Raw genomic sequence first — 20285 nt, forward strand, 5'->3', positions numbered from 1 at the left:
GATTTAATCAACCTGTTACTCGAGCAGCCCTCTAATGTCCTGAGCGGTCAGTGCTTTAGAGAACCCATCGGCTTCATCCATCACTGTTGAGATGAGCTTGCGCTTGCTTTCCTGCAGAGCGACAACCTTTTCTTCGATGGTGCCTTGGGAAATCATCCGGTAGACCATCACTTGGCGGGTTTGGCCAATACGGTGAGTACGGTCAATCGCCTGAGCTTCAACCGCAGGATTCCACCATGGGTCAAGCAAGAAGCAGTAGTCAGCCTCGGTGAGGTTCAAACCGAAACCACCGGCCTTGAGCGAAATCAAGAACAGTGGCGCTTCGCCTTCCTTGAACTGATCAATGACCTTGGAGCGATTGCGCGTATTTCCATCGAGATACACAAAGTTCACGCCACGCTCAGTGAGCTTGTCGGCCAACACCTTCAGGTAGGAAGTGAACTGGCTGAAGACCAAGGCGCGGTGTCCTTCGCCGAGTACATCGTCAAGCTGATCAAAGAGTGCCTCCAGCTTGGATCCGGGGACATCGGCAAGCTCGGGATCAACCAGCGATGGTTCAAGTGCCAACATACGAAGATGGGTCAACGACTGGAAAATGGTGAACCGGTTGCGATCCAGATCCTCAACCAGGTGCAGAATCTTCTGACGCTCACGGTTTAAGTGGGTGTCGTAAACGTGCTGGTGCTCGTCGGAGAGACGAACCAACAGCTGCTGCTCCTGTTTAGGAGGCAGATCCAGAACCACAGATTCCTTGGTGCGGCGCAACATGAACGGCTTGATACGACGCTGTAGCAGCACCAAGGTGTCTTTATCGCCCAGGACCTCGATTGGACGGGCAAACTGACGGTTAAACCGACTGGTGTTCAAGAACAGCGCCGGAGCTACCAAAGACAACAACGCGCCAAGCTCAGAGAGGTTGTTTTCCATCGGGGTACCGGTGACAGCTAACTTAAAATTAGTCTGGAGGTTGACCGCGGTGCGGTGAGCCTTGGTGGAGCGGTTTTTTACGAACTGGGCCTCATCAAGAATCAACCCGGCGAAGCGCTGGCCCTCGTAGATCTCATCGTTGAGGCGGAGCAACGTGTAGGTCGTGAGAATGACGTCGTAGTTTTGAGCCAAGTCGCGCAGCTGATGCGGTGAGCTCATAGTTCCTTCGATGCTCACCACACGCAAGCTCGGAGCGAACCTGTTGATTTCGGTTTCCCAGTTAGAGACCACCGAGCTCGGAGCAACAACCAAGAACGGTGCACGCTCGCGCTGCGCTGCCGGCAACTGGGCGCACGCTTGCTCATCGTCCCACAAACCTTGCGCGTGCAAGATCAGGGCGATGGTCTGAAGGGTTTTACCCAAACCCATGTCATCGGCCAGGATCCCGCCGAAACCGCCTTCATACAGGCGACTGAGCCAGCGGAAGCCTTCAACCTGATAAGGGCGCAGCTGCGCATTCAGCGACTGAGGGACCTCAGCTTGATCTCCCTCGGCAACCCTGAGCAGGGATCGCATGCGCGCAATGAACATGTCTGCGCCATCGATACCTTCGGCGAGCTCATCAAGTTCTTCAAAGATGGAGATCTGGAAGACAGTAAGCTTCAGGTCGCCTTCTTTTGGCTTGTCGTTCAGGGCCTGCGCCTCATCGACTAATGCCTTGAGCTTAGCGAAGAGCGGTTGGTCCAAGGAGAACCACGTGTTATCGGGCAGCTTGATCTTCATCTGGCCGTTGCTCATCGCTTCGACGATCTGCGAGAAAGGAACTGCGTGGTCACCAACGGTGATCAGCAGGCCTAAATCCAGCCAGTCGGTGCGCTCATGATTTACCGCATTGATTTTCAGCTGGGGGAGTTCACGCAGCTGACGGAAGACTGGGCGTGTTCCCTTCTCAAGCAGCTTGAGCATTGGAAGCTGTTCGATGGCAGGCAGAATTTCGGAGACAAAGGTAATGACCGATTCACCCGAGTAGAACTTGGGTGCAAGATCAGGATTGCCGTTTCCTGTATGCTCCTGGAAGACTTCATCCACGGCTGCTCGAAGTTCTTCTTCGGCTTCAAAATCATAAACTTCGTGATGATCCGGTACACCCGGGTAGCGGACCTGGAAATCCAGGGTCGCCGAATCATTTGGCTCACCCTTCTCATTCAGATCGCGTTTGTAGGTGACGGTGGCCTGAACAAAAGGTGGCTTCAACGCAGGAAGTTGCAACTCTTCACTGGCGCTGCGTAGGTCAAAACGACGTGCCAAACGAGGGTAGGCCGATTCGAAGAAGTCATTAATCTCTGCGACTGGAACAGCAACCTGCCGGCGGTCTGCGTACCAGCGGCGGTGAGCCTCGGCGATGGGTTCAGTGCTTGGGGCCAGCCAAATTTCATCTGGCTGCCCAAGCTGAGCGTAAAAACCGTGATCAGCAATGACGCCGCTAGGGGAGTCGGCATCCAGAAGTAGATCCTGACCGTCGATGTGCAGGACACCACCGAGCTGCAACTGTTTTTCGTCCAGTGAGGCTCGCATGCTAAATGCGGCAGGGTCGACGATGCGAATGCGCTGTTCGTTGCGTGTTGAGATCAAAGGGATGCCAAGTTCTTGTGCTTGGTCAAGCAAAGGCCACAACAGGTCGGAGGCGTATTCGTCCATGAATAGCCAATCTTCATCAACCTTAAACTGCAGCTGGGTGTCGCTGCGGGCCATGGAAGCAAAACGAGTGAACCAGTGATGCTGTGAGCGCAAGAGATTCCAGCCGTAGGTTTTGAAACCTAGGGTGGTCCAGCGCAACTGGCCGCGAACCCAGCGGCCTTCGGTATTGCGCACCATGGGGCGTACACCCAAACGGAAACGCTTGTTGCGCGTGGGATGCGGAATGGTTCCAGTAGGCATCCACTGCTGTTGCTGGGTGGTGTTCTTCGAGTCAAAGAGCATGAACTGAAGACCCATGGCCACTACTGGATCATGTTGAGAACCGAGCAATCCGTCAGCTGGACCGGGCTCTGACTCTTCAAACCAAGACCCGATTTGCTGAGACCAAGCAGCCGAGCTTTTTTCTTCGGCAACAGGAACCAGGCGTGGCATGGAAGCAATCTTGTTCGACACAATCGCTAGCGCTGCGATGTGTGCACAGATGCCTGGCTTGTCACAGGAGCATTCGCACAGTTCGATCTTCCATTCATCATCGACCTGCTGCACTTGGATCATCGGCGAGAACTCTTCATCGGCGGCTCGTACGGTGCCCTCGATCTGTCCAGTCGTCTCGTCGAATTCCACGTCAACCACGGAATTTTCTTCAGCGGCTAAGTTCTTTCCGTAAAAGAAAGGAACATCGCCCAAGAAGGCCAACAAGTGGCGGGCGTCTATGGTTGGTGGAACAGAGTTACTCATCCTCTCATCGTTTCACGTTCCGGCCCGTGGTGAAAGTTGAAGCGCCCCTGTGTGAATAATCCCTATGTATGACGTAGCGTTGTCGCATGTCCCATATCTGGCCTTTTCTTCCGGCGCGCGCGGTGAACATCACTTCACTGATCGAATTTGACCGATTAGCTGCTGAAGCCTTGGCTAATCCCCATGCCCGAGGATACGGGTGGCGGGTGCATCGACTAGATCTGCGTGAGCGCGATTCCATACTGCGTTCGCTGGACCTGTCCGAGGCGATATTTATTGATTGCCAGTATTCACCCGCGGGACGTGAACTGGTTCAGGCCACCGGCGGACTGTGCATGTCTTCAGGCACGCAACTACCTTTTCAGACCAGTGAGCGGGACCTATATACGGCCGCCGAACTATACGCAGGCATTGATGACAAGCCCTATGAGCAAGTTCCGGACGCACTGATCTACGCCTACTCTCAGCAACACAGCACACCTGAAGTCACCGATAACGACAGTGCCATGGCGACCACCTTCCATGATTACCAGATCTCTCAAGCTCTGGTATCCGAAGTTTACGATGGGGCCTTTAAAGACTCACCGCTGATTGGTGTGATGGGTGGGCACGCGATGACCCGCGGATCTGAGCACTACGCGCAGACCGTGGAACTGGGCCAACTGATTACTCGGGCAGGATGTGCCGTTGCTACCGGCGGGGGACCGGGGGCGATGGAAGCGGCCAACCTCGGTGCTTGGTTGGCTGATTATGATCCACAAGATGTCGACGCTGCGTTGCAGATGCTCGCCACGGCTCCAGATGCGATTCACCAGCGCACACAGTGGGCTCGCACTGCGCTCGCCGTTCGTGATCGATTCCCGAGCACCCACCAGTCATTAGGTGTGCCGACGTGGTTCTATGGCCATGAGCCACCGAATTTGTTTGCAACAAAGATCGCAAAATTTTTCACCAACTCTATTCGCGAAGCGATTTTGTTGGAGCAGGCTAACGGGGGACTAATTGTTCTGCCGGGTGCTGCAGGTACGGTGCAGGAAATCTTCCAAGACGCCTGCGAAAACTACTACGCCACCGGCGCGCGTGTGGTGCCCATGGTCTTGCTAGGGCGCGAGTACTGGACTGAAACTATGCCAGCTTGGCCTTTGCTCAAGGCGTTGGCCGCAGACCGGGTCATGGAAGAGAAAATTGCGCTGGTAGATACTGCCGAAGAAGCGATGGAATTTATTGGTTCTATGAGCACGCTACGCCGGCGTACCCGCTGGTGAGACAAATAATTCCTTGGCTCTAGCCCAGCTGTACGTCGAAGATGAGTCCCAAGCAGTAGGTCACTGCCGCAGCTCCCCAGCCGATGGCTAGTTGGCGCAGCCCACGCTTCATCGGGGACGCTCCGGAGAGTAGACCTACGATAGCGCCGGTGAGCATCAAAGCAATTCCGACTAGGGCCACCGAGAGGATCACGGCAGGCAGGCCGCTCATGCCGAAGATATACGGCAGGATCGGGATGACCGCACCGGAAGCGAAGAGCAGGAACGAGGTGCCGGCGGCGCCGGTGGCCGAGCCGAGCTCCTCATGTTCATTCTCCAGCTCTTCGGAACGCTCTTCCGGGTTCAGCGAGAAGGCTGGGTTGCAATCACAGGTGAAGAGGCCCATGCGTTCGGCAGCGCGATGCTCAGCATCTTCATCGTTCATTCCGCGAGCCTTGTAAATCAGTACCAACTCGTTGGCATCCAGATTCAGATCGGGGGCCGCGGTGAGCGTGACCTGGGTAGGCCGGGATGCGGTGAGTAACTCTCGTTGAGAACGCACGGAAACAAATTCGCCAGCGGCCATCGATAATGCTCCGGCCAGCAGCCCGGCAATGCCGGAGAACAAGACAAAAGTGGAAGAAACGCCGGTGGCGCCAATACCCATGATGAGCGCCAAGTTGGAGACTAGACCGTCATTGGCGCCAAATACGGCGGCGCGGAAGTTGCCCGAAAGCTGAGCGCGACCGGCGGTGGCCAAAGCACGCACTACCTCTTCGTGGACCTCTTCGTCGGCGGCCATTTGCGCGGTCGCGTCCTGATCATCGCGGTAGGGGGAGCTGCTCTCAGAGCGCTGTGCCATAGCCAAAACGAACACCGAACCGAAGCTAAGCGCCAAAAAACGCAAGATGGTGCGCCTCAAGGAGGGGCGGACCGTCTTGGCGTGGACACCTAGTTTTTGTCGCCAGTGTTCCTCATGGCGTGCTTCGGCCGCGGCCAGACCTAGAAGGATTTGCTTCTCTTGCCCAGTTTTCTTTTGGGCTAGGGTCCGATAGATGGCACCTTCAGCGACCTCGTCGGCCAGATACTTGCGCCAACGTTGGATTTGGGCGCGGGTAGGTTCGGTTGCTGACTGGTTCGGCATCTCGAATTCAGCTCTCTTGGCAGATAACGGATCAGCTACCCAGTTTAGACAGCGGTCTCAGACTTGGGAATTTGGCAAGACTAAAAGCGATGCTCTGCCCCTCGGGCTGACCGGAGCTAGCAATGGAAAGTACTAGCTGCGAGGTCGCCGGTTCAAAGATCGGGCGGCGCGCGGATCGGACGATGAGCAATTCTAAGCGAGCTGGATCGCACACGTATCGAATGTGCCATTGGCCCTGGACCTTGAACTGAACTTGTCCGGTTTGGCGGTCGATGATGGGCAGGACGGAATATGCCATGGGATGCGCTCTCACTGAGTTCTTGCCCGGCCACAAAATTGTGAACGGACCGCTTCGTCATCCGAACCACCCATGAATCTGGGGTTGGTGCACGGCAAGTCGGAGCTTTACGCCGTGTCTCGTGAAGCAACACTTGCGATGCTACTCCCGTGCAAGTAAGCCAGTGAAGTCCTAGCCTGAAATATTTCCTTCATCCGCGCTGGACCCAGCGTCTAGCGTCTGGGACAGCTGGTTGATCTTCGTGTACTGCTGTTCCCACTGGGTTGTGGAATACGGGGGAAGGTTGGGAGCTTCGGGGCGAAGACCGGTGAAGCCATCAAGCTGTTCGCGCACGATATCAAGGTGCCCGGCGTGCCGGGAGGTTTCAGCGATCATATGAATCATGAGCTGTTCCAAGGTGGTGTGCCGGCGGCGAATCCACCATGGCACTTCGGCCGGTGCATCCAATGGCAGGGACGCGATGCTCTGTTCGCAGAATGCGACCGCCTGTTGATAAAAATCAATGATGTCGCCGGCGGTGAAGTGTGCTGGCGGTAAAAAGTCGGCTTGCGGATCGTCGGAGTCCATGAGTTCTTGCACATAAGGGTTGTTGATCTCTCGGCCCAGGCACTGGCCGAAGTATCCGTATTCGGTGATGGCCAAGTGATGCACTACGCCAAGAACATGCGTGCCGGTGGGCGTCAGTGGCTTGCGGGCCAAGTGATCGCTCAGTCCCTGAGCTTTATAGATCACCGCGTTGCGGGCGTCGTTGAGGTATTCACGCAAAAGCTCTTTGCTGTTCTTCATATGCCGAGTGTAATCAGCCGGCTGCTCAGCGAACAGCAGTTGTTGTGGTGTGCGACATATTTGACGCACCCCAGCTAGGGTCTGTTTACTATTGGTAAACCTGCCTGCTGACTTAGGCAAATGGCAGGAAGACGCCTAGTGCGTCGGAACAACAGAGGCGATGGAGCAAAAATATGAAGACCCTGCCCGTGGAATCAACCGGTGCTGCAATCAATATTGGTTCACGGCTACGCGGGGTGCGCCAAAGGCAGCGGATGACCATCGACCAGGTTGCTGAACTGTCCGGATTGACCAAGGGCTTTCTCTCGCGTGTTGAGCGAGATCTGACCAGCCCTTCGGTTTCAACGCTGCTGAAACTATGCGAAGTGCTCGGCATTGAAGTGGGAACGCTATTTGAAGTGCCTGAAACGATGTTGGTGCGATTGGCCGAAGCGCCACGGGTGTCCCTAGGCGGAGAAGGAATCACTGAGCAATTGGTGACACCGCGTAGCGAAAGGCGGGTTCAGATGATTCGCGCTGAAATCGCGCCCAAGGGTGTTGGTGAAGCCGAACTGTATTCGGTGGACTGTGAACTGGAAGTTTTGCATGTGATCTCGGGGAGGTTCACTTTAGTGTTGCCGGATCAACGCGTTGAACTCCAAGCCGGAGACACTATGACCTTCCCAGGGCGCGAGCCGCATAGCTGGGAAAATGAAGCCGATGAAGTGGCCTTGGTGACGTGGACCTTGATCCTCTAACCGGGGAGCCTTACTCGTGCCGATGCGTTCAAGCGCGTATTCTAAAAAGGTGTGTTCACCGTACGCACATGGTGCGGCGAGCGATAGGAGTGGCGTGAGTACTAGCGAAACAACTGGCACCCAGAACCAGCTACGCTCCATCGGCTGGTGGGCTTCGGTGTTCCTTGGTTTACTCGCGGGCACCACCTTGACGTGGATTCGTACCCAGCGCAACTTCTTTTTCATCGGCGCGGTCATCATCGCTGTGGTGATTGTGATAATCGGAATGCGCACCATCCGGCGGCGTGCACGCTTCCCTCAAATGGCTCAAGCCCATACTTCTTGGCCATATGCCGTCTGGACGGTGGTTCTTCTCGTTCTTGTGGGTCCAATTCAGCTGGTTTACGTGGCCGATGATCCCGGTGAACTTATGCTCAAATCTCTCATTCTTTCCACCGGCTTTTGCGTGGCAATCCACGAGCTGGATCGAGCAATGATCAAAGCCACCAGGAAGTACCTTCGCCAAGAATAGAATTTTTAGACGTTCTGCCTTCAGTGCTCAGGATCGTCAAATGCTGCCGTAGCCCCTTGTAGGGCTACGGCTTTTGTTGTCTTTTGCCCCGGAATTCGCGTCATAGTCACTATTTTGGTGCTCTGAGTCTTGACGTGACCTCGCCAACAAAATAGCATAATGGGAAACGTAAGTTTCATATTAGGCAACTATGGAAGTTGCCGAATAAGTGCCAGGAGGGCAAGAGCATGAAAGAAGTTCGCATCGAGGAAAACGGCAAGCTGGGGCCAATCAATGCAGCGATGATCCCTCGCTACGCCGGCGCCGGTACCTACGCCCGTCTGCCGCGTCTGGACCAGGTCCAGAGCGCTGACATCAAGATCATTGGTGTGCCTTTTGATACCGGTGTTTCCTACCGTCCAGGTGCACGCTTTGGTGCCAACCACGTCCGTGAATCCTCGCGCCTGATCCGCCCTTACAACCCAGCCACCGACACCTCGCCTTTTGCTCAGAGCCAGGTAGTTGACGCCGGTGACCTCGCGGTGAACCCGTTCAACATCAATGAAGCTATCGAAACGATTCAGGAAGAAGCCTTGGAGCTAACTTCTGACGGTTCAACCCTGGTCACCATCGGTGGCGACCACACCATCGCACTGCCACTGCTGCGCGCTGCATCCGAGCGTGCCGGTGCACCGGTGGCTATGTTGCACTTCGACGCTCACCTGGATACCTGGGACACCTACTTTGGTGCCGAGTACACCCACGGCACCCCATTCCGCCGTGCGGTAGAAGAAGGCATTCTGGATACCGAAGCCATCTGCCACGTGGGTACTCGCGGCCCGCTGTACGGCAAGAAGGACCTGGAGGATGACAAGCGCTTCGGCTTTGGCATCGTGACCAGCTCGGACGTGTACTACCAGGGTGTGCGTGAAATCGTTGACAAGCTGCGTGCGCGCATCGGCAACCGCCCGCTGTACATCTCGGTGGACATCGACGTACTTGACCCAGCCCACGCACCAGGCACCGGAACCCCGGAAGCCGGCGGCATCACCAGCCGTGAGCTACTGGAAATCCTGCGCGGGTTGCGCGGACTGAAGATCGTCGGCGCCGACATTGTTGAGGTCGCCCCAGCTTACGACCACGCCGAACTGACCGGTGTGGCCGCCAGCCACGTCACCTACGACCTAATCAGCCTGATCAGCGACTTCCGCGCCAACCAGGGATTGAACAAGTAATGACAACACAGCCCCAACGTAACGGCGGCGACCTGGTCATTGAGACCCTCACCGCGCTGGGAGCCAAAACCGTGTTCGGCATCCCCGGACAGCACGCCTTGGGGCTGTTCGACGCGCTCTCCCGCTCAAACCTGGAATTTGTCTCCTCTCGAGTGGAGAACAACTCGGCCTTTGCAGCCGACGGCTATTCCCGCGCTACCGGTGAGGTGGGCGTACTGTTCCTCTCCACCGGCCCCGGCGCGCTAACCTCGCTGGCTGGACTGCAGGAAGCCTATGCCACCGGTGTGCCGATGGTTGTTGTGGCCAGCCAGATCCCACTGGATGGACTGGGTGCACGACGCAAGGGCATGCTGCACCAACTCGATGACCAGAAAGCTTCGGCGGCCAACGTCACCAAGTTCCAGCAGACCGTACATCACGCCTCTGGCATCCCTTCGGCCATTCAGGATGCTTGGGCGCGTGCGATCACTGTGCCCATGGGGCCGGTGTGGGTTGAAGTTCCCCAAGACGTGCTGCTCGCTGAAGTGATGGTGCCACCGGTGCAGGATGCTTTGGCTGAAGCCTATGAGCACCCACCGCGTGAAGAGTTGATCCGCGAAGCAATTAACTGGCTCTCCGATGCACAACGTCCGGCCATTATCGCCGGTGGTGGTGTGCGCCGTGCCGGTGCGCAGGCCGAACTGTTGGCCGTGGCGCAAGCCTTGCAGGCGCCGGTGCTTTCCAGCCCGGGCGGTAACGGGGCTTTCCCGTGGAATCATGAACTGTCCTTGCAGTCATGGGTTGAAGACCGTCACGCCACCGAGGTTATGGAAGATGCCGACGTATTGTTGGTCATCGGCTCGGCCCTAGGAGAAGTGACCAGTAATTACTTCACCCTTGAACCGCGCGGCAAGATGATTCAGATTGACGCTGAACCACGAGTTCTGGAGTCCAATACTCCTGCGCTTGGTATTCGCGCCGACGCCCGCGAAGCGCTGAAGTTCCTGGACCGGGGATTGAAGGATGCCGGGTACACCTCGCGCGCTTCATGGCATGGACAGCGACCACAGCAGGTGGTCGCGCAGACCCTAGAAAAAATCCAGGCACGCCTGGATGCTCAGGATCTGGGCAAAGAACAAAAATTCATGGAAGACATCCGTGCCGCAGTTCCGGCATCGATGCAGACCTTCTGGGATATGACCATTGCAGCCTACTGGGGCTGGAGCTGCTGGGATGCCAAGGATGGCCAGTTCCATTCGGCACAGGGTGCCGGCGGTCTGGGCTTCGGTTTCCCTTCGGCCATTGGTGGCGCGATTGGTACCGGGCAACGAGTACTGGCTGTCAGCGGTGACGGTTCCTCGATGTACTCCATCGCTGAGCTAGCAACCGCCAAACAACACCAGGCCCCAGTGACCTGGTTGATTGTTGATGACGGTGGCTACGGCATCTTGCGTGAGTACATGGAAGGCGCTTTTGGTAAGGCTACGGCCACCGAGCTGGTCCGGCCCGACTTTGTCGCACTGGCTCAGTCCTTCGGTGTTCCGGCACGCGAGGTCGAAGTTGATCAGATCGGTGACGCGCTCAAGCAGGCGCTTACCGAAGAGGGACCAAACGTCATCGTGGTCAAAACTCTGCTGAAGATGTTCGCCCCGACTCACCTCTAAGCAGCATCGGCCAGGGAGTAGTACTGGCAATCAAGTGGTGGCCTGGAACCCGTAGCAAAAGCTATCGGTTCTAGGCCACCACTTTTGTTTTGTGCACCGCTTGGTGCCGCTGAAAATTTTTAGCGCACCGTGCGGGTGCGCAACTGATGGATCTGCTGTGCTGCCGAATTTAGCGAAGGGTAGTTGGCGCCCGGTCCTTGGGCGATAAAACCGGGACACTCGTGATCGGCTAACCCGGTTTCACCGTAGGCCAACCCACGGAAAGTTCCGTGTGTCATGCGCACCAAGTGTGCTCCGGCGGCGACGTCCCAAACTTTGGTATCAAAGCCGATGGTCGCATCAGACCAGCCGGCGGCAACGTGAGCCAAGGCTAGAGCGGCGCTGACCTTTCGGCGCACGGTGGCAAAATCTTGAATCCACTGACCAAACAGTTGCAAGGCGATATCGCCATCCTTAGTCAGTGACTCTGCCCCGGGATAGTCGGTCATCAGATTGGCGCGAGATTGTTCCGGACGGGTGCCCGGACGTAGCGGAACGTCGTTGAGCATCGCAGCATCCGAGTTCGCGCTGAACTCGTCGCCGGTGACTGGATCGATGATCACCGCGGCCACCAGCTGGCCGTCAATGGCAGCTGCGATGGAAATGCAGAAGAACGCTACGCCGTGAACAAAATTGCTGGTCCCATCGATGGGATCCACGATCCACTGCACCTTGCCTGCGGCTTTATGGCCGGAGGTGGTAGTTAGTTTCTCTTCGCCAAGCACCCACGAATCGGGTACCGCAGTTAACAATGAATCGGTGATGAGCTGTTGGCTTCGGCGGTCAATGTCGGTGACCAGATCATGGGTGCTGGTTTTGTGCTCAACATTTACTGCGGTGCGAAAGGAAGAAGACAGTAGGGGAGCTGCGCTACGTGCTGCATCCAGCGCAGCCAGGCGCAGGTCTTCGGCCAAAAAATTCTCAGGGATCGATTGTTGCTCACTCACTGTGTCAGCTTATCGTGCCCGTGGAAACGTTCAGATGGTAGATGGTCAGGATCAAGACGAATCAAGATAAGCTTCTGCTCATGAGTAGCATGCAACCGATTGCCCCTAAAGCCTCGCTGACCGAACAGGTCACCACAATGATCCGGGCGGCCATCGTTGCAGGGGAGATGGCCCCTGATCAGCACTATTCGGCCATTGGCATTTCCGAGAAGCTCGGGGTCTCACGCACTCCGGTGCGTGAAGCTTTGCAGCTCTTGGAAAAAGAAGGCATTGTGACTGTGGCGAAAAACCGCGGGGTGCGGGTCAACCAGATCTCCTTGGAAGATATCGTTGAGGTCTTCCAATTTCGGTTGGCCATTGAACCGGCAGCTGCCGCGCGCGGTGTGCTCAACGCTACTGACGCTGACCGTGCCCGGCTCACCGAACTGCACGAGCAGATGATCAAGGTTGGGCAGAGCGGTGACGGGAGGGCCACCCTAGAGGCCGATAAAGAATTCCACCTGTACCTGCTGGGATTAGCCAGCAACAAAAAACTGGACAGTGTGGTGGGGCAGTTGCGCAACTTAGTGCTTGCTCATGGGCAAACTACCGTGCCCTATGCTCGCAGCAGTCAGGAGTTAGCGGGGGATCGTGAGCAGGTTATGGCTGCGATCCTTGCTAAGGATGCCCCGGCCGCTGCCGAAGAAGTGCGTGGACACATCATGCGTACCGCGCAAATGCTGATCCGTTCGATTTGTTCGCGGACTCCGGGCCTTGAAGCTCAGCCATTTTTGGACCGTCTTGAAGATCTAATTTCCTAGCTGCACCTAGCAAAGTTCCATTAAGTCTTGCCATGAGTGAGCTACGCAACATAGAGTAGCATGCAACATGTAACAACCATCAACTTAGCGGAGCCGGAGGTGAAAGTGGTGAGTCAACCGCTTGAGGGAGTCAAGGTCGTTGACCTCTCGCGCATTCTTGCCGGGCCATTGTGCACGATGACATTAGGTGACTTCGGCGCCGACGTCCTCAAGGTTGAAAGCATCGCGGGCGATGAAACCCGCGGATGGATTCCACCGGTCAACGCCCAGGGCATCAGCACCTACTACTGGTCGGTGAATCGCAACAAACAAGCAGTCATTGTCGACTTTGCCAACACCGCTGCGCTAGATCGACTGCTGGCACTCATCGCGGAAGCCGATGTCCTAGTGGAGAACTTCCGCCCCGGAGTACTGGCCAAATTCGGCCTGGACTACGACAGGCTCAAAGCACTGAACCCGTCACTGATTTACTGCTCAATTTCTGGATTCGGTGAAAAACAAGGTGCCACACTGCCCGGATTTGATCTTCTGGTCCAAGCCGTCGGTGGGCTGATGAGTATCACCGGAGAACCAGATGCCACGCCTAGCAAGGTAGGAGTAGCGCTGGTAGACGTGCTGGCAGCACAGAACGCTGTCACCGGAATACTGCTGGCCTTACGCGAACGTGAGAGTAGTGGACAAGGGCAGCGAGTAAGCATCAACTTGCTCTCATCATTGCTCGCCGGACTGACCAACCAGTCAAGCAGCACACTGGCCACCGGCCAAGCGCCAGCACGTATGGGCAACGCGCACCCCAGCATTGCACCCTATGAAACCTTCAACACCAGTGATGGGGTAGTAGCCATAGCGGTGGGTAATGACCGGCAATTTGCTGCACTGTGTCAACAACTCGGAGATCCGGCGCTCGCCGAGGATCCACGGTTCTTCACCAACTCAGCCAGGGTGGCCAATCGTGGGGTGCTCAAAACCCTCATAGAAGAAGTCACCAGTACAAGAAACGCAGCAAGCTGGGCCGCCAGCCTGATGAATGCCGGGGTACCAGCAGGAAAGGTCAACTCCGTTGCTGAAGCCATTGACTTCGCTAAAGAGCTGGGCCTAGATCCGGTGGCAGTCATCAAGGATGAAGTCACCGGAGAAGGGACTACTCAGATATCCAGCCCCATCGGTCTCTCGCGCTCCGCAGCCCAATACCGCAGACTTCCGCCAACCCACGGCCAACACCAAGAACTCTTTGACCAACCTACTCATGCTTAGCTCCGAGGAGAGAAAATGACCACCACAGAACACATCCTTGATCCGGCAGATTTGATCAACTTTGATTCCTTGCTCTCCACTGAAGAGCTGGCCCTTCGAGATACGGTGCGCGGCTTCGTCAAAGAGCACATCAAACCTAATATTGCCCAGTGGTACAACGACGCGGTCTTCCCAGTGGAAATCATTCCAGAAATGGCCAAACTGGGACTGCTTGGAATGCATCTACAAGGTTATGGCTGCGCCGGCCGGTCAGCGGTGGAGTATGGCATCGCCGGGGCAGAACTGGAAGCAGGTGACTCGGGACTGCGCACCTTTGTTTCGGTTCAGGGTTCGCTAGCGATGAGTGCCATCTACAAGCATGGATCGGAAGAGCAGAAGCAAGAGTGGCTGCCAGCGATGGCTGCCGGTGAAGCCATCGGTTGCTTCGGGTTGACTGAACCGACCGCTGGATCAGACCCTTCAAACATGCAAACTTTTGCGCGCCGCGATGGAGACGACTGGGTGATCAACGGGCCCAAGCGGTGGATTGGTCTGGCGAATATAGCCCACGTCGCGGTGATCTGGGCACAGACCGAGGAAGGGATCCGAGGCTTTGTGGTTCCTACCAACACCCCAGGCTTCACTGCGACACCTATTGAACAAAAACTCTCCATGCGTGCTTCGATCCAGTGCGAAATCGACCTTGTTGATGTGCGTTTGCCCAGCTCTGCAGTGTTGCCAAACGTCAAAGGATTAAAGGGCCCGTTCTCCTGCCTGAACGAGGCACGCTATGGAATTCTTTGGGGATCCATTGGCGCTGCACGCGACGCATTTGAAGACGCTTTGGCATACTCGCGGCAGCGAATGCAGTTTGACAAACCGCTAGCTGGATACCAAATGACCCAGCAGAAGCTGGTGGATATGGCTTTGGAAATAAACAAGGGCTTCTTGCTGGCTCTTCACATTGGACGACTCAAAGACGCAGGAAACTTGGATCTTCATATGATCTCGGTGGGCAAATTGAACAACTGTCGCGAAGCCATCAAGATCTGTCGCGAAGCTCGCACCATTCTTGGCGGGAACGGCATCACCTTGGACTACTCGCCGTTGCGTCATGCCAACAATTTGGAATCGGTACGTACCTACGAAGGTACCGATGAGGTTCACACGCTGATCTTGGGCAACAAACTCACCGGCGTTCCGGCTTTCCGCTAAACCGAGCTCTGAAAAAGAATCTAGAGGAATGTGACTATGGAATTAACTTCCACCCCGGTGTCCTTGTACCAGTATCTCAATGGCACTTGGGTTGAGGGCAAGGGACGAGAAATTGTTTCGTCCGCTGCTGCTGATAACTCGCAGGTACTCGCCAAAGGCAGTGCAGCCAGTGAAGAACATGTTGATGAAGCTTTTACAGCCGCTCACCAAGCGAAGAAAAGCTGGGCACGAACCCCGATGGCTACGCGTGCGGCCTTCCTCACCACGGCTGCGCGCTACCTCAAGGAGCATGCCGAGCAATTCGGCGAGGAACTGGCCAGCGAAGAAGGCAAAACTCGGGCCGAAGGTATCGGCGAAGTACTGCGCGCAGCCCAAATTTTCACCTATTACTCGGGTGAGGCCGAACGCGTTGCCGGGACTGTTTTCCAATCGCCGCGCCCAGGGGAACAGATCTTGGTGACCAACAAGCCGCTGGGCGTGGTGGGCATTATTACCCCATTCAACTTTCCTATCGGTATTCCAGCTTGGAAAATCGCGCCTGCACTCGTCTTTGGCAATACGGTTGTGTTTAAACCTGCCAGCCTTGTGCCGATTTTGGCGTTGCGCCTGGCCCAAGCTTTGGATTATGCAGGGCTGCCAGCAGGAGTACTGAACCTGCTCATTGGTCCCGGTGCGTTGGGGGACCGAATTATTGCCAACGAGCACCTCAATGGTTTGTCCTTCACCGGATCAACTGCTGTAGGTCGCCGGCTCTGTGCCGCCGGCGCCTCGCGCGGCATCCCGGTTCAGGCCGAGATGGGAGGCAAGAACGCCTCGGTGGTACTTGCCGATGCTGATCTTGATCTAGCCTGCGAAGAAGTGCTCTTCGGGGCTTTCCGCTCTACAGGACAGAAATGCACTGCGACCAGTCGCCTCATTCTGGATGAAGCTATTGCCGAATCATTCATGTCAAAGCTCACCACTCGCTTGGAACAGTGGAATACCGGTGACCCTATGGACCCTAATGTTCATATGGGGCCACTGGTTGATGCCAAAGCTGCGAGTTCGGCGCGTGAGGGGATCCACCGCGCTCTGAGCCAAGGCGCGATCCTGCGGTTCCAAGGCAAAGCGCCAAAAACTGGTAATTATCTGGCACCTACCATCTTGGAGCTACCGGACGGTGAAGCAGGCCGGACGAACTGTAGTTGGCGCGAGGAATTTTTTGCCCCGGTTCTCGCGGTGCGCAAGGTCAGCGGCGCAGAGCAGGCATTCGAAGCGGCCGAGGATTCAGAATTTGGGCTGAGCTTGGCGCTGTTCACAAGTAATCTTGCGTTGGCCCTGACTGCTCAACAGACACTGGATGTTGGTATATTGCATGTAAATTCGGAGTCAGCAGGCGCAGATCCCCACGTTCCATTTGGTGGAGCCAAGTCATCAGGATACGGACCGAAAGAACAAGGAACGGCAGCTCGCGAATTTTACACGCACACGACCACCACATATCTGCGGGGCTGACAGTCGCCGCTGAAGTGCCGAAGAAAGTAGCATCAATGACGATTGAACGAATTTTGGTTATCGGCGCCGGAACCATGGGCCGGCAAATCGCAATGAGTTGTGCCTTGAGCGGCTACCAGACAATCCTTCAAGACATCTCTGCTGACGCCTTGTCTGCTGCACGCAAGGAACTGGAATCTTGGGCCGATTCGCGAGTTTCCAAGGGGAAGCTAGAACAAGCAGATGCTCAGGCCGCTTTGGAACGCCTGAGCGAAAGTACGGATTTAGTGCACAGCGCGGGCACTGCGGATCTAGTCATTGAGGCTGCCGTAGAGCGACTAGATATCAAGGAGCAGATTTTCGCCACGCTGGGTGAACACACCCCAGCCCACGCGATCCTTGCAACCAATTCCTCAACTCTGCCTTCGTCGCGTGTAGCTCAGGCCAGCGGACGACCTGCGCAGGTATGCAATATGCATTTCTTCAACCCGGCGCTGGTCATGAAGTGTGTTGAAGTAGTTCGCAATGAACAAACTAGCGACGAAACGGTGTCAGCGGTGACGGATGTTGCTACCCGTCTGGGCAAGCAACCGGTACTAGTAAACAAGGAAATCCCGGGATTCATTGCCAACCGCATGATGGGTGCTATCAATGCTGAAGCGTTGAACCTGGCCCAGCAGGGTATCGCCAGTATCGAAGACATCGATACCACCGCGAAGACAGCTCTTGGGCACCCGATGGGTCCTTTTGAACTCATGGACATGGTGGGTTTGGACGTCATCGATTTTATTGCCCAAGCTACCTACGCCGAGACAGGCGAGGATGCGGACAAGCCGCACCCGCTGATCACGGAGAAAGTTCAGGCTGGATTATTGGGACGTAAGAGTGGAGAAGGGTTCTACCCTTATTCCTGATGGAGCACTCCGCAAAACAGATCAGCAAGCGGAAGGGGTGCCTTGAGGCCGTGAATTACGGCGATTCAAGGCTTGTCTTTTTACTTGCTTGGCCGGTGACATGAAAGACTGTGAGCATGAGTCACATTTCGACTGATCAGCGAACTCGTCACGTAGCCTCACGCTTGGAAGACCAATTTCACGGTTGGCGTGCAAAGCGTGCACAGGCCAAAGGTCAGGGTGCCGTCATCCTTCCCTACACGGGATATGGTTCTTCCGGTCCTGAGGACGGCTGGATTCGTGTTTTGGCCCGCGTGGTCTTGGCAGGACCGGGCGCCTTTGAATTTGGGCAGCAGCAGGCTCAGGTGATTGCTGACGGGATCCGCGGATTCCGCAATTTCATTTCACCCATTCTTCCTTTTGGGAAGGTAAGCATTGATGTCGGGGACCAACGTTTTGAGGTCCAGGCAGACCGAGGCGGAGTCATTGACGTCAAGCTAGCAGTAGACCTACCTGCAGGCTGGCATGAAGTTCACCTCCACGCGCATGGTGGCGACCAGGCGACCGCTCGAATCATGGTGGTTGATCAGGCCCAGAAATTTGGTGTCATTAGCGACGTTGATGACACCGTGGTTGTCACTGCGCTTCCGCGTCCTTTGCTGGCGGCTTGGAACTCGTTTGTCCTCTCCGAGCATGCCCGCGTGGCCACTCCGGGCATGGCTGTGATGCTTCAAAAAGTTCAGCAGGATCACCCAGGTGGGCCAACGATCTATCTGTCCACTGGCGCATGGAATGTCGCGCAAACGTTGCAACGCTTCATGTCTCGCAACCTGTATCCAGAAGGCCCACTGCTACTTACGGACTGGGGACCGACCGAACGTTCATGGTTCCGTAGCGGTATGCAACACAAGGTTGATCAGCTACGCCGTCTGGCTCAAGAATTTCCTCAAATTTCGTGGATTCTGGTGGGTGATGATGGCCAGCATGACCCGGCGATTTATGCCGAATTTGCACGCCGTTATCCTGAACTTGTCAGGGCGATAGTGATCCGTCAGCTCACCCCTTCGGAAGCGGTGCTCGCAGGCGGACGTTCCAATGAACTACGCCGAACCACACCTGGTGTGCGGTGGATCTATGAGCCTGACGGCGCACGTATTCTTGATCAGCTGGTAAAACTTGGGCTCGTCAATGACGACGCCAAGAATATGTAGAAGGAAGTTTTTAAGTCGTGGCTGAGTCTGCACTTCGCGTACAAGTCCCCATGCGGTGGGGCGACATGGATGCTTATGGGCACGTTAATAACGTCAACCTGATCAGGCTGATGGAAGAAGCGCGCATTGCAGGCTTTGGTGTGCCGGGCGGCACTGGTGCCCCTGGAGTAGAGCCGAAGGCTGATATTTTTTCGGCGGTGCCAGCAGGGATCCAAATTCTGGTTGTGGAGCACCGTGTGCGGTACTCCAAGCCATTGGAGTACCGCAACGTCCCGGTGAATGTGGATCTGTGGGTTGCCAACATCAAACCAGCGAGCTTTGATATCTGCTACGAATTCCGTGATCCGATTGAGGACTACCTTTGTGTTAAAGCCTCGACTACTTTGGCCTACTTTGACCCGATTACTTCACGTGTTCAGCGGCTAAGCCTTGAGGAACGTGAGGGTCTGAGCGCTTTCGAAGGTGCAACGACTTTCCCCAAATAAGCTCTGAGGCTCCCGTCAATTAGGATTGAAGTATCTTTTCTTATTCGGACAGGGAGTGTTGACATGACTCAGCCAGCTGGTGGACGCACGCAAAACGAATCTCGTACTTCACGACCTCAAGTTGTATTGCAAGTACTCAAGCGCGAACACATCGGACCTCATCTGGTGCGATTGACGCTTGGTGGCCCGGGGTTTGCGCAATTCGTGGATAAGCCTGTCACGGACCGCTACGTTAAATTCTTGTTTGCAAAGCCAGAACTTGAGTTGCCGTTGCCGTACAACTTGGATGAGCTGCGCACTAAGCTGGCTCCCGAGGATATGCCAGTTCGCCGTACGTACACAGTGCGCCGCAGCGATCATGAAGCTGGAACCATCGAAGTTGACTTCGTCGTTCACGGGGACGAGGGCTTGGCCGGCAAATGGGCACGAGATACTGAAATCGGATCGTCAATCTGCTTTGGCGGTCCAGCAGGGCAGTTCGTGCCCCGCGAAGAATTCGACTTCCACTTCTTCGCTGGTGATGAAACGTCGATTCCGGCTATCAGTGTCGCCTTAGAAGCTATGTCTGACCAAATGCGGGGCGTGACCATTATCGAGGTGGCTGACGAGGCTGATGAGCTGGACTTAGTCCACCCCGAAGGTGTTGAAGTTCGTTGGGTGCATCGCAACGCCCCATTCGCGCCTACGAACACCGTTTTGGAAAACACGGTGCGTGACTACCCTTGGCCAGGCGGCCGGGTGCAGGTGTTTGCTCATGGAGAGCGCGAAGTTATGAAAAAACTACGACTCTATTTCTATGATGAGCGCGGCGTGGACCGACGGGACATGTCCCTGTCGGCCTATTGGGCCTATGGTCGTGCCGAAGATACTTTCCAAGCTGAGAAGCGAACTGACGTAGGAAAAATCTTCGCAGACTAAACCAGCGGTTGCCCCTGTCTGCCCTCCTCCCACCTGTCTTCGGTGACGTCAAATTCTTAGTTATGCTTACCTAAGAAAAATATTAAGATATTAGGTGACTAGCTCTTGACGTTATTAGGGTGCGACGGGTT

Annotated in this window: 18 protein-coding genes and 1 riboswitch; of the genes, 13 read left to right on the forward strand and 5 right to left on the reverse strand. The window is 55.8% G+C overall.

The window, feature by feature from the left end:
• Window positions 1–15: 15 nt before the first annotated feature.
• Window positions 16–3363 (reverse strand): DEAD/DEAH box helicase, encoded by a 3348-nt coding sequence (locus AC1Z3F_RS00465; protein ID WP_483566293.1) that lies wholly within the window; start codon window positions 3361–3363, stop codon window positions 16–18.
• An 86-nt stretch (window positions 3364–3449) separates the two neighbouring features.
• On the opposite strand from AC1Z3F_RS00465, the gene AC1Z3F_RS00470 reads away from it, so the two are divergent.
• Window positions 3450–4628: an LOG family protein gene (locus tag AC1Z3F_RS00470; protein WP_483566294.1), complete on the forward strand. Its 1179-nt coding sequence runs from the start codon at window positions 3450–3452 to the stop codon at window positions 4626–4628.
• Window positions 4629–4647: 19 nt separating this feature from the next.
• On the opposite strand, the gene AC1Z3F_RS00475 is transcribed toward AC1Z3F_RS00470, so the two are convergent.
• The 3 genes from AC1Z3F_RS00475 to AC1Z3F_RS00485 all read right to left on the reverse strand — a co-directional run bounded on the left by AC1Z3F_RS00475 (window position 4648) and on the right by AC1Z3F_RS00485 (window position 6835).
• The gene (locus AC1Z3F_RS00475) at window positions 4648–5751 is read right to left on the reverse strand and encodes a VIT1/CCC1 transporter family protein (RefSeq protein WP_131090314.1); all 1104 of its coding nucleotides are present in this window, start codon (window positions 5749–5751) and stop codon (window positions 4648–4650) included.
• Between the two features lie 31 nt (window positions 5752–5782).
• Entirely contained in the window at window positions 5783–6049 is a 267-nt protein-coding gene (locus tag AC1Z3F_RS00480; protein ID WP_131090313.1) for a hypothetical protein, read from the reverse strand.
• Between the two features lie 13 nt (window positions 6050–6062).
• Window positions 6063–6176, reverse strand: a riboswitch (SAM riboswitch).
• A 44-nt stretch (window positions 6177–6220) separates the two neighbouring features.
• On the reverse strand, window positions 6221–6835 hold the full coding sequence (locus AC1Z3F_RS00485; RefSeq protein WP_131090312.1) for a DinB family protein: 615 nt from the start codon (window positions 6833–6835) through the stop codon (window positions 6221–6223).
• 173 nt (window positions 6836–7008) lie between these two features.
• Here AC1Z3F_RS00485 and AC1Z3F_RS00490 point away from each other — a divergent pair, with 173 nt between their 5' ends.
• The 4 genes from AC1Z3F_RS00490 to AC1Z3F_RS00505 all read left to right on the forward strand — a co-directional run bounded on the left by AC1Z3F_RS00490 (window position 7009) and on the right by AC1Z3F_RS00505 (window position 10940).
• Complete coding sequence (locus AC1Z3F_RS00490) at window positions 7009–7572, forward strand: helix-turn-helix domain-containing protein (protein WP_131090311.1); 564 nt, start codon at window positions 7009–7011, stop codon at window positions 7570–7572.
• A 94-nt stretch (window positions 7573–7666) separates the two neighbouring features.
• Window positions 7667–8083: a hypothetical protein gene (locus AC1Z3F_RS00495; RefSeq protein ID WP_483566295.1), complete on the forward strand. Its 417-nt coding sequence runs from the start codon at window positions 7667–7669 to the stop codon at window positions 8081–8083.
• Window positions 8084–8310: 227 nt separating this feature from the next.
• On the forward strand, window positions 8311–9297 hold the full coding sequence (speB, locus tag AC1Z3F_RS00500) for an agmatinase (protein ID WP_131090309.1): 987 nt from the start codon (window positions 8311–8313) through the stop codon (window positions 9295–9297).
• Window positions 9297–10940, forward strand: a complete 1644-nt coding sequence (locus AC1Z3F_RS00505) for a thiamine pyrophosphate-binding protein (protein WP_131090308.1) — start codon at window positions 9297–9299, stop codon at window positions 10938–10940. Before speB ends, AC1Z3F_RS00505 begins: the two co-directional genes overlap by 1 nt.
• Before the next feature lie 119 nt (window positions 10941–11059).
• Here the strand turns inward: AC1Z3F_RS00505 and AC1Z3F_RS00510 are convergent, their stop codons facing one another.
• Entirely contained in the window at window positions 11060–11926 is an 867-nt protein-coding gene (locus AC1Z3F_RS00510; protein ID WP_131090307.1) for an inositol monophosphatase family protein, read from the reverse strand.
• A gap of 80 nt (window positions 11927–12006) precedes the next feature.
• Here AC1Z3F_RS00510 and AC1Z3F_RS00515 point away from each other — a divergent pair, with 80 nt between their 5' ends.
• From AC1Z3F_RS00515 to AC1Z3F_RS00550, 8 genes are all read left to right on the forward strand, one after another.
• The gene (locus AC1Z3F_RS00515; protein ID WP_483566296.1) at window positions 12007–12726 is read left to right on the forward strand and encodes a GntR family transcriptional regulator; all 720 of its coding nucleotides are present in this window, start codon (window positions 12007–12009) and stop codon (window positions 12724–12726) included.
• Between the two features lie 108 nt (window positions 12727–12834).
• Window positions 12835–13980, forward strand: coding sequence for a CaiB/BaiF CoA transferase family protein (locus AC1Z3F_RS00520; protein ID WP_483566297.1), 1146 nt, complete (start codon window positions 12835–12837; stop codon window positions 13978–13980).
• Between the two features lie 15 nt (window positions 13981–13995).
• Complete coding sequence (locus AC1Z3F_RS00525) at window positions 13996–15174, forward strand: acyl-CoA dehydrogenase family protein (RefSeq protein ID WP_483566298.1); 1179 nt, start codon at window positions 13996–13998, stop codon at window positions 15172–15174.
• A 36-nt stretch (window positions 15175–15210) separates the two neighbouring features.
• A complete protein-coding gene (locus AC1Z3F_RS00530) occupies window positions 15211–16668 on the forward strand; it encodes an aldehyde dehydrogenase family protein (protein WP_483566299.1) in 1458 nt (485 codons plus the stop codon).
• 35 nt (window positions 16669–16703) lie between these two features.
• Window positions 16704–17561: a 3-hydroxyacyl-CoA dehydrogenase family protein gene (locus AC1Z3F_RS00535; protein ID WP_262198362.1), complete on the forward strand. Its 858-nt coding sequence runs from the start codon at window positions 16704–16706 to the stop codon at window positions 17559–17561.
• A gap of 116 nt (window positions 17562–17677) precedes the next feature.
• Window positions 17678–18751, forward strand: coding sequence for an App1 family protein (locus AC1Z3F_RS00540; RefSeq protein WP_483566300.1), 1074 nt, complete (start codon window positions 17678–17680; stop codon window positions 18749–18751).
• A gap of 17 nt (window positions 18752–18768) precedes the next feature.
• The gene (locus AC1Z3F_RS00545) at window positions 18769–19236 is read left to right on the forward strand and encodes an acyl-CoA thioesterase (RefSeq protein WP_131090300.1); all 468 of its coding nucleotides are present in this window, start codon (window positions 18769–18771) and stop codon (window positions 19234–19236) included.
• A gap of 63 nt (window positions 19237–19299) precedes the next feature.
• The gene (locus tag AC1Z3F_RS00550) at window positions 19300–20154 is read left to right on the forward strand and encodes a siderophore-interacting protein (protein WP_131090299.1); all 855 of its coding nucleotides are present in this window, start codon (window positions 19300–19302) and stop codon (window positions 20152–20154) included.
• The last annotated feature ends 131 nt before the right edge of the window (window positions 20155–20285 follow it).

The organism is Glutamicibacter sp. MOO4 (assembly GCF_056934395.1).

Coding starts and splice junctions, on each gene's coding strand:
- AC1Z3F_RS00465 (WP_483566293.1), bottom strand. CDS start 3,363: ATGAGTAACTCTGTTCCACCAACCATAGACGCCCGCCACTTGTTGGCC.
- AC1Z3F_RS00470 (WP_483566294.1), top strand. CDS start 3,450: ATGTCCCATATCTGGCCTTTTCTTCCGGCGCGCGCGGTGAACATCACT.
- AC1Z3F_RS00475 (WP_131090314.1), bottom strand. CDS start 5,751: ATGCCGAACCAGTCAGCAACCGAACCTACCCGCGCCCAAATCCAACGT.
- AC1Z3F_RS00480 (WP_131090313.1), bottom strand. CDS start 6,049: ATGGCATATTCCGTCCTGCCCATCATCGACCGCCAAACCGGACAAGTT.
- AC1Z3F_RS00485 (WP_131090312.1), bottom strand. CDS start 6,835: ATGAAGAACAGCAAAGAGCTTTTGCGTGAATACCTCAACGACGCCCGC.
- AC1Z3F_RS00490 (WP_131090311.1), top strand. CDS start 7,009: ATGAAGACCCTGCCCGTGGAATCAACCGGTGCTGCAATCAATATTGGT.
- speB (WP_131090309.1), top strand. CDS start 8,311: ATGAAAGAAGTTCGCATCGAGGAAAACGGCAAGCTGGGGCCAATCAAT.
- AC1Z3F_RS00505 (WP_131090308.1), top strand. CDS start 9,297: ATGACAACACAGCCCCAACGTAACGGCGGCGACCTGGTCATTGAGACC.
- AC1Z3F_RS00515 (WP_483566296.1), top strand. CDS start 12,007: ATGAGTAGCATGCAACCGATTGCCCCTAAAGCCTCGCTGACCGAACAG.
- AC1Z3F_RS00525 (WP_483566298.1), top strand. CDS start 13,996: ATGACCACCACAGAACACATCCTTGATCCGGCAGATTTGATCAACTTT.
- AC1Z3F_RS00530 (WP_483566299.1), top strand. CDS start 15,211: ATGGAATTAACTTCCACCCCGGTGTCCTTGTACCAGTATCTCAATGGC.
- AC1Z3F_RS00535 (WP_262198362.1), top strand. CDS start 16,704: ATGACGATTGAACGAATTTTGGTTATCGGCGCCGGAACCATGGGCCGG.
- AC1Z3F_RS00540 (WP_483566300.1), top strand. CDS start 17,678: ATGAGTCACATTTCGACTGATCAGCGAACTCGTCACGTAGCCTCACGC.
- AC1Z3F_RS00550 (WP_131090299.1), top strand. CDS start 19,300: ATGACTCAGCCAGCTGGTGGACGCACGCAAAACGAATCTCGTACTTCA.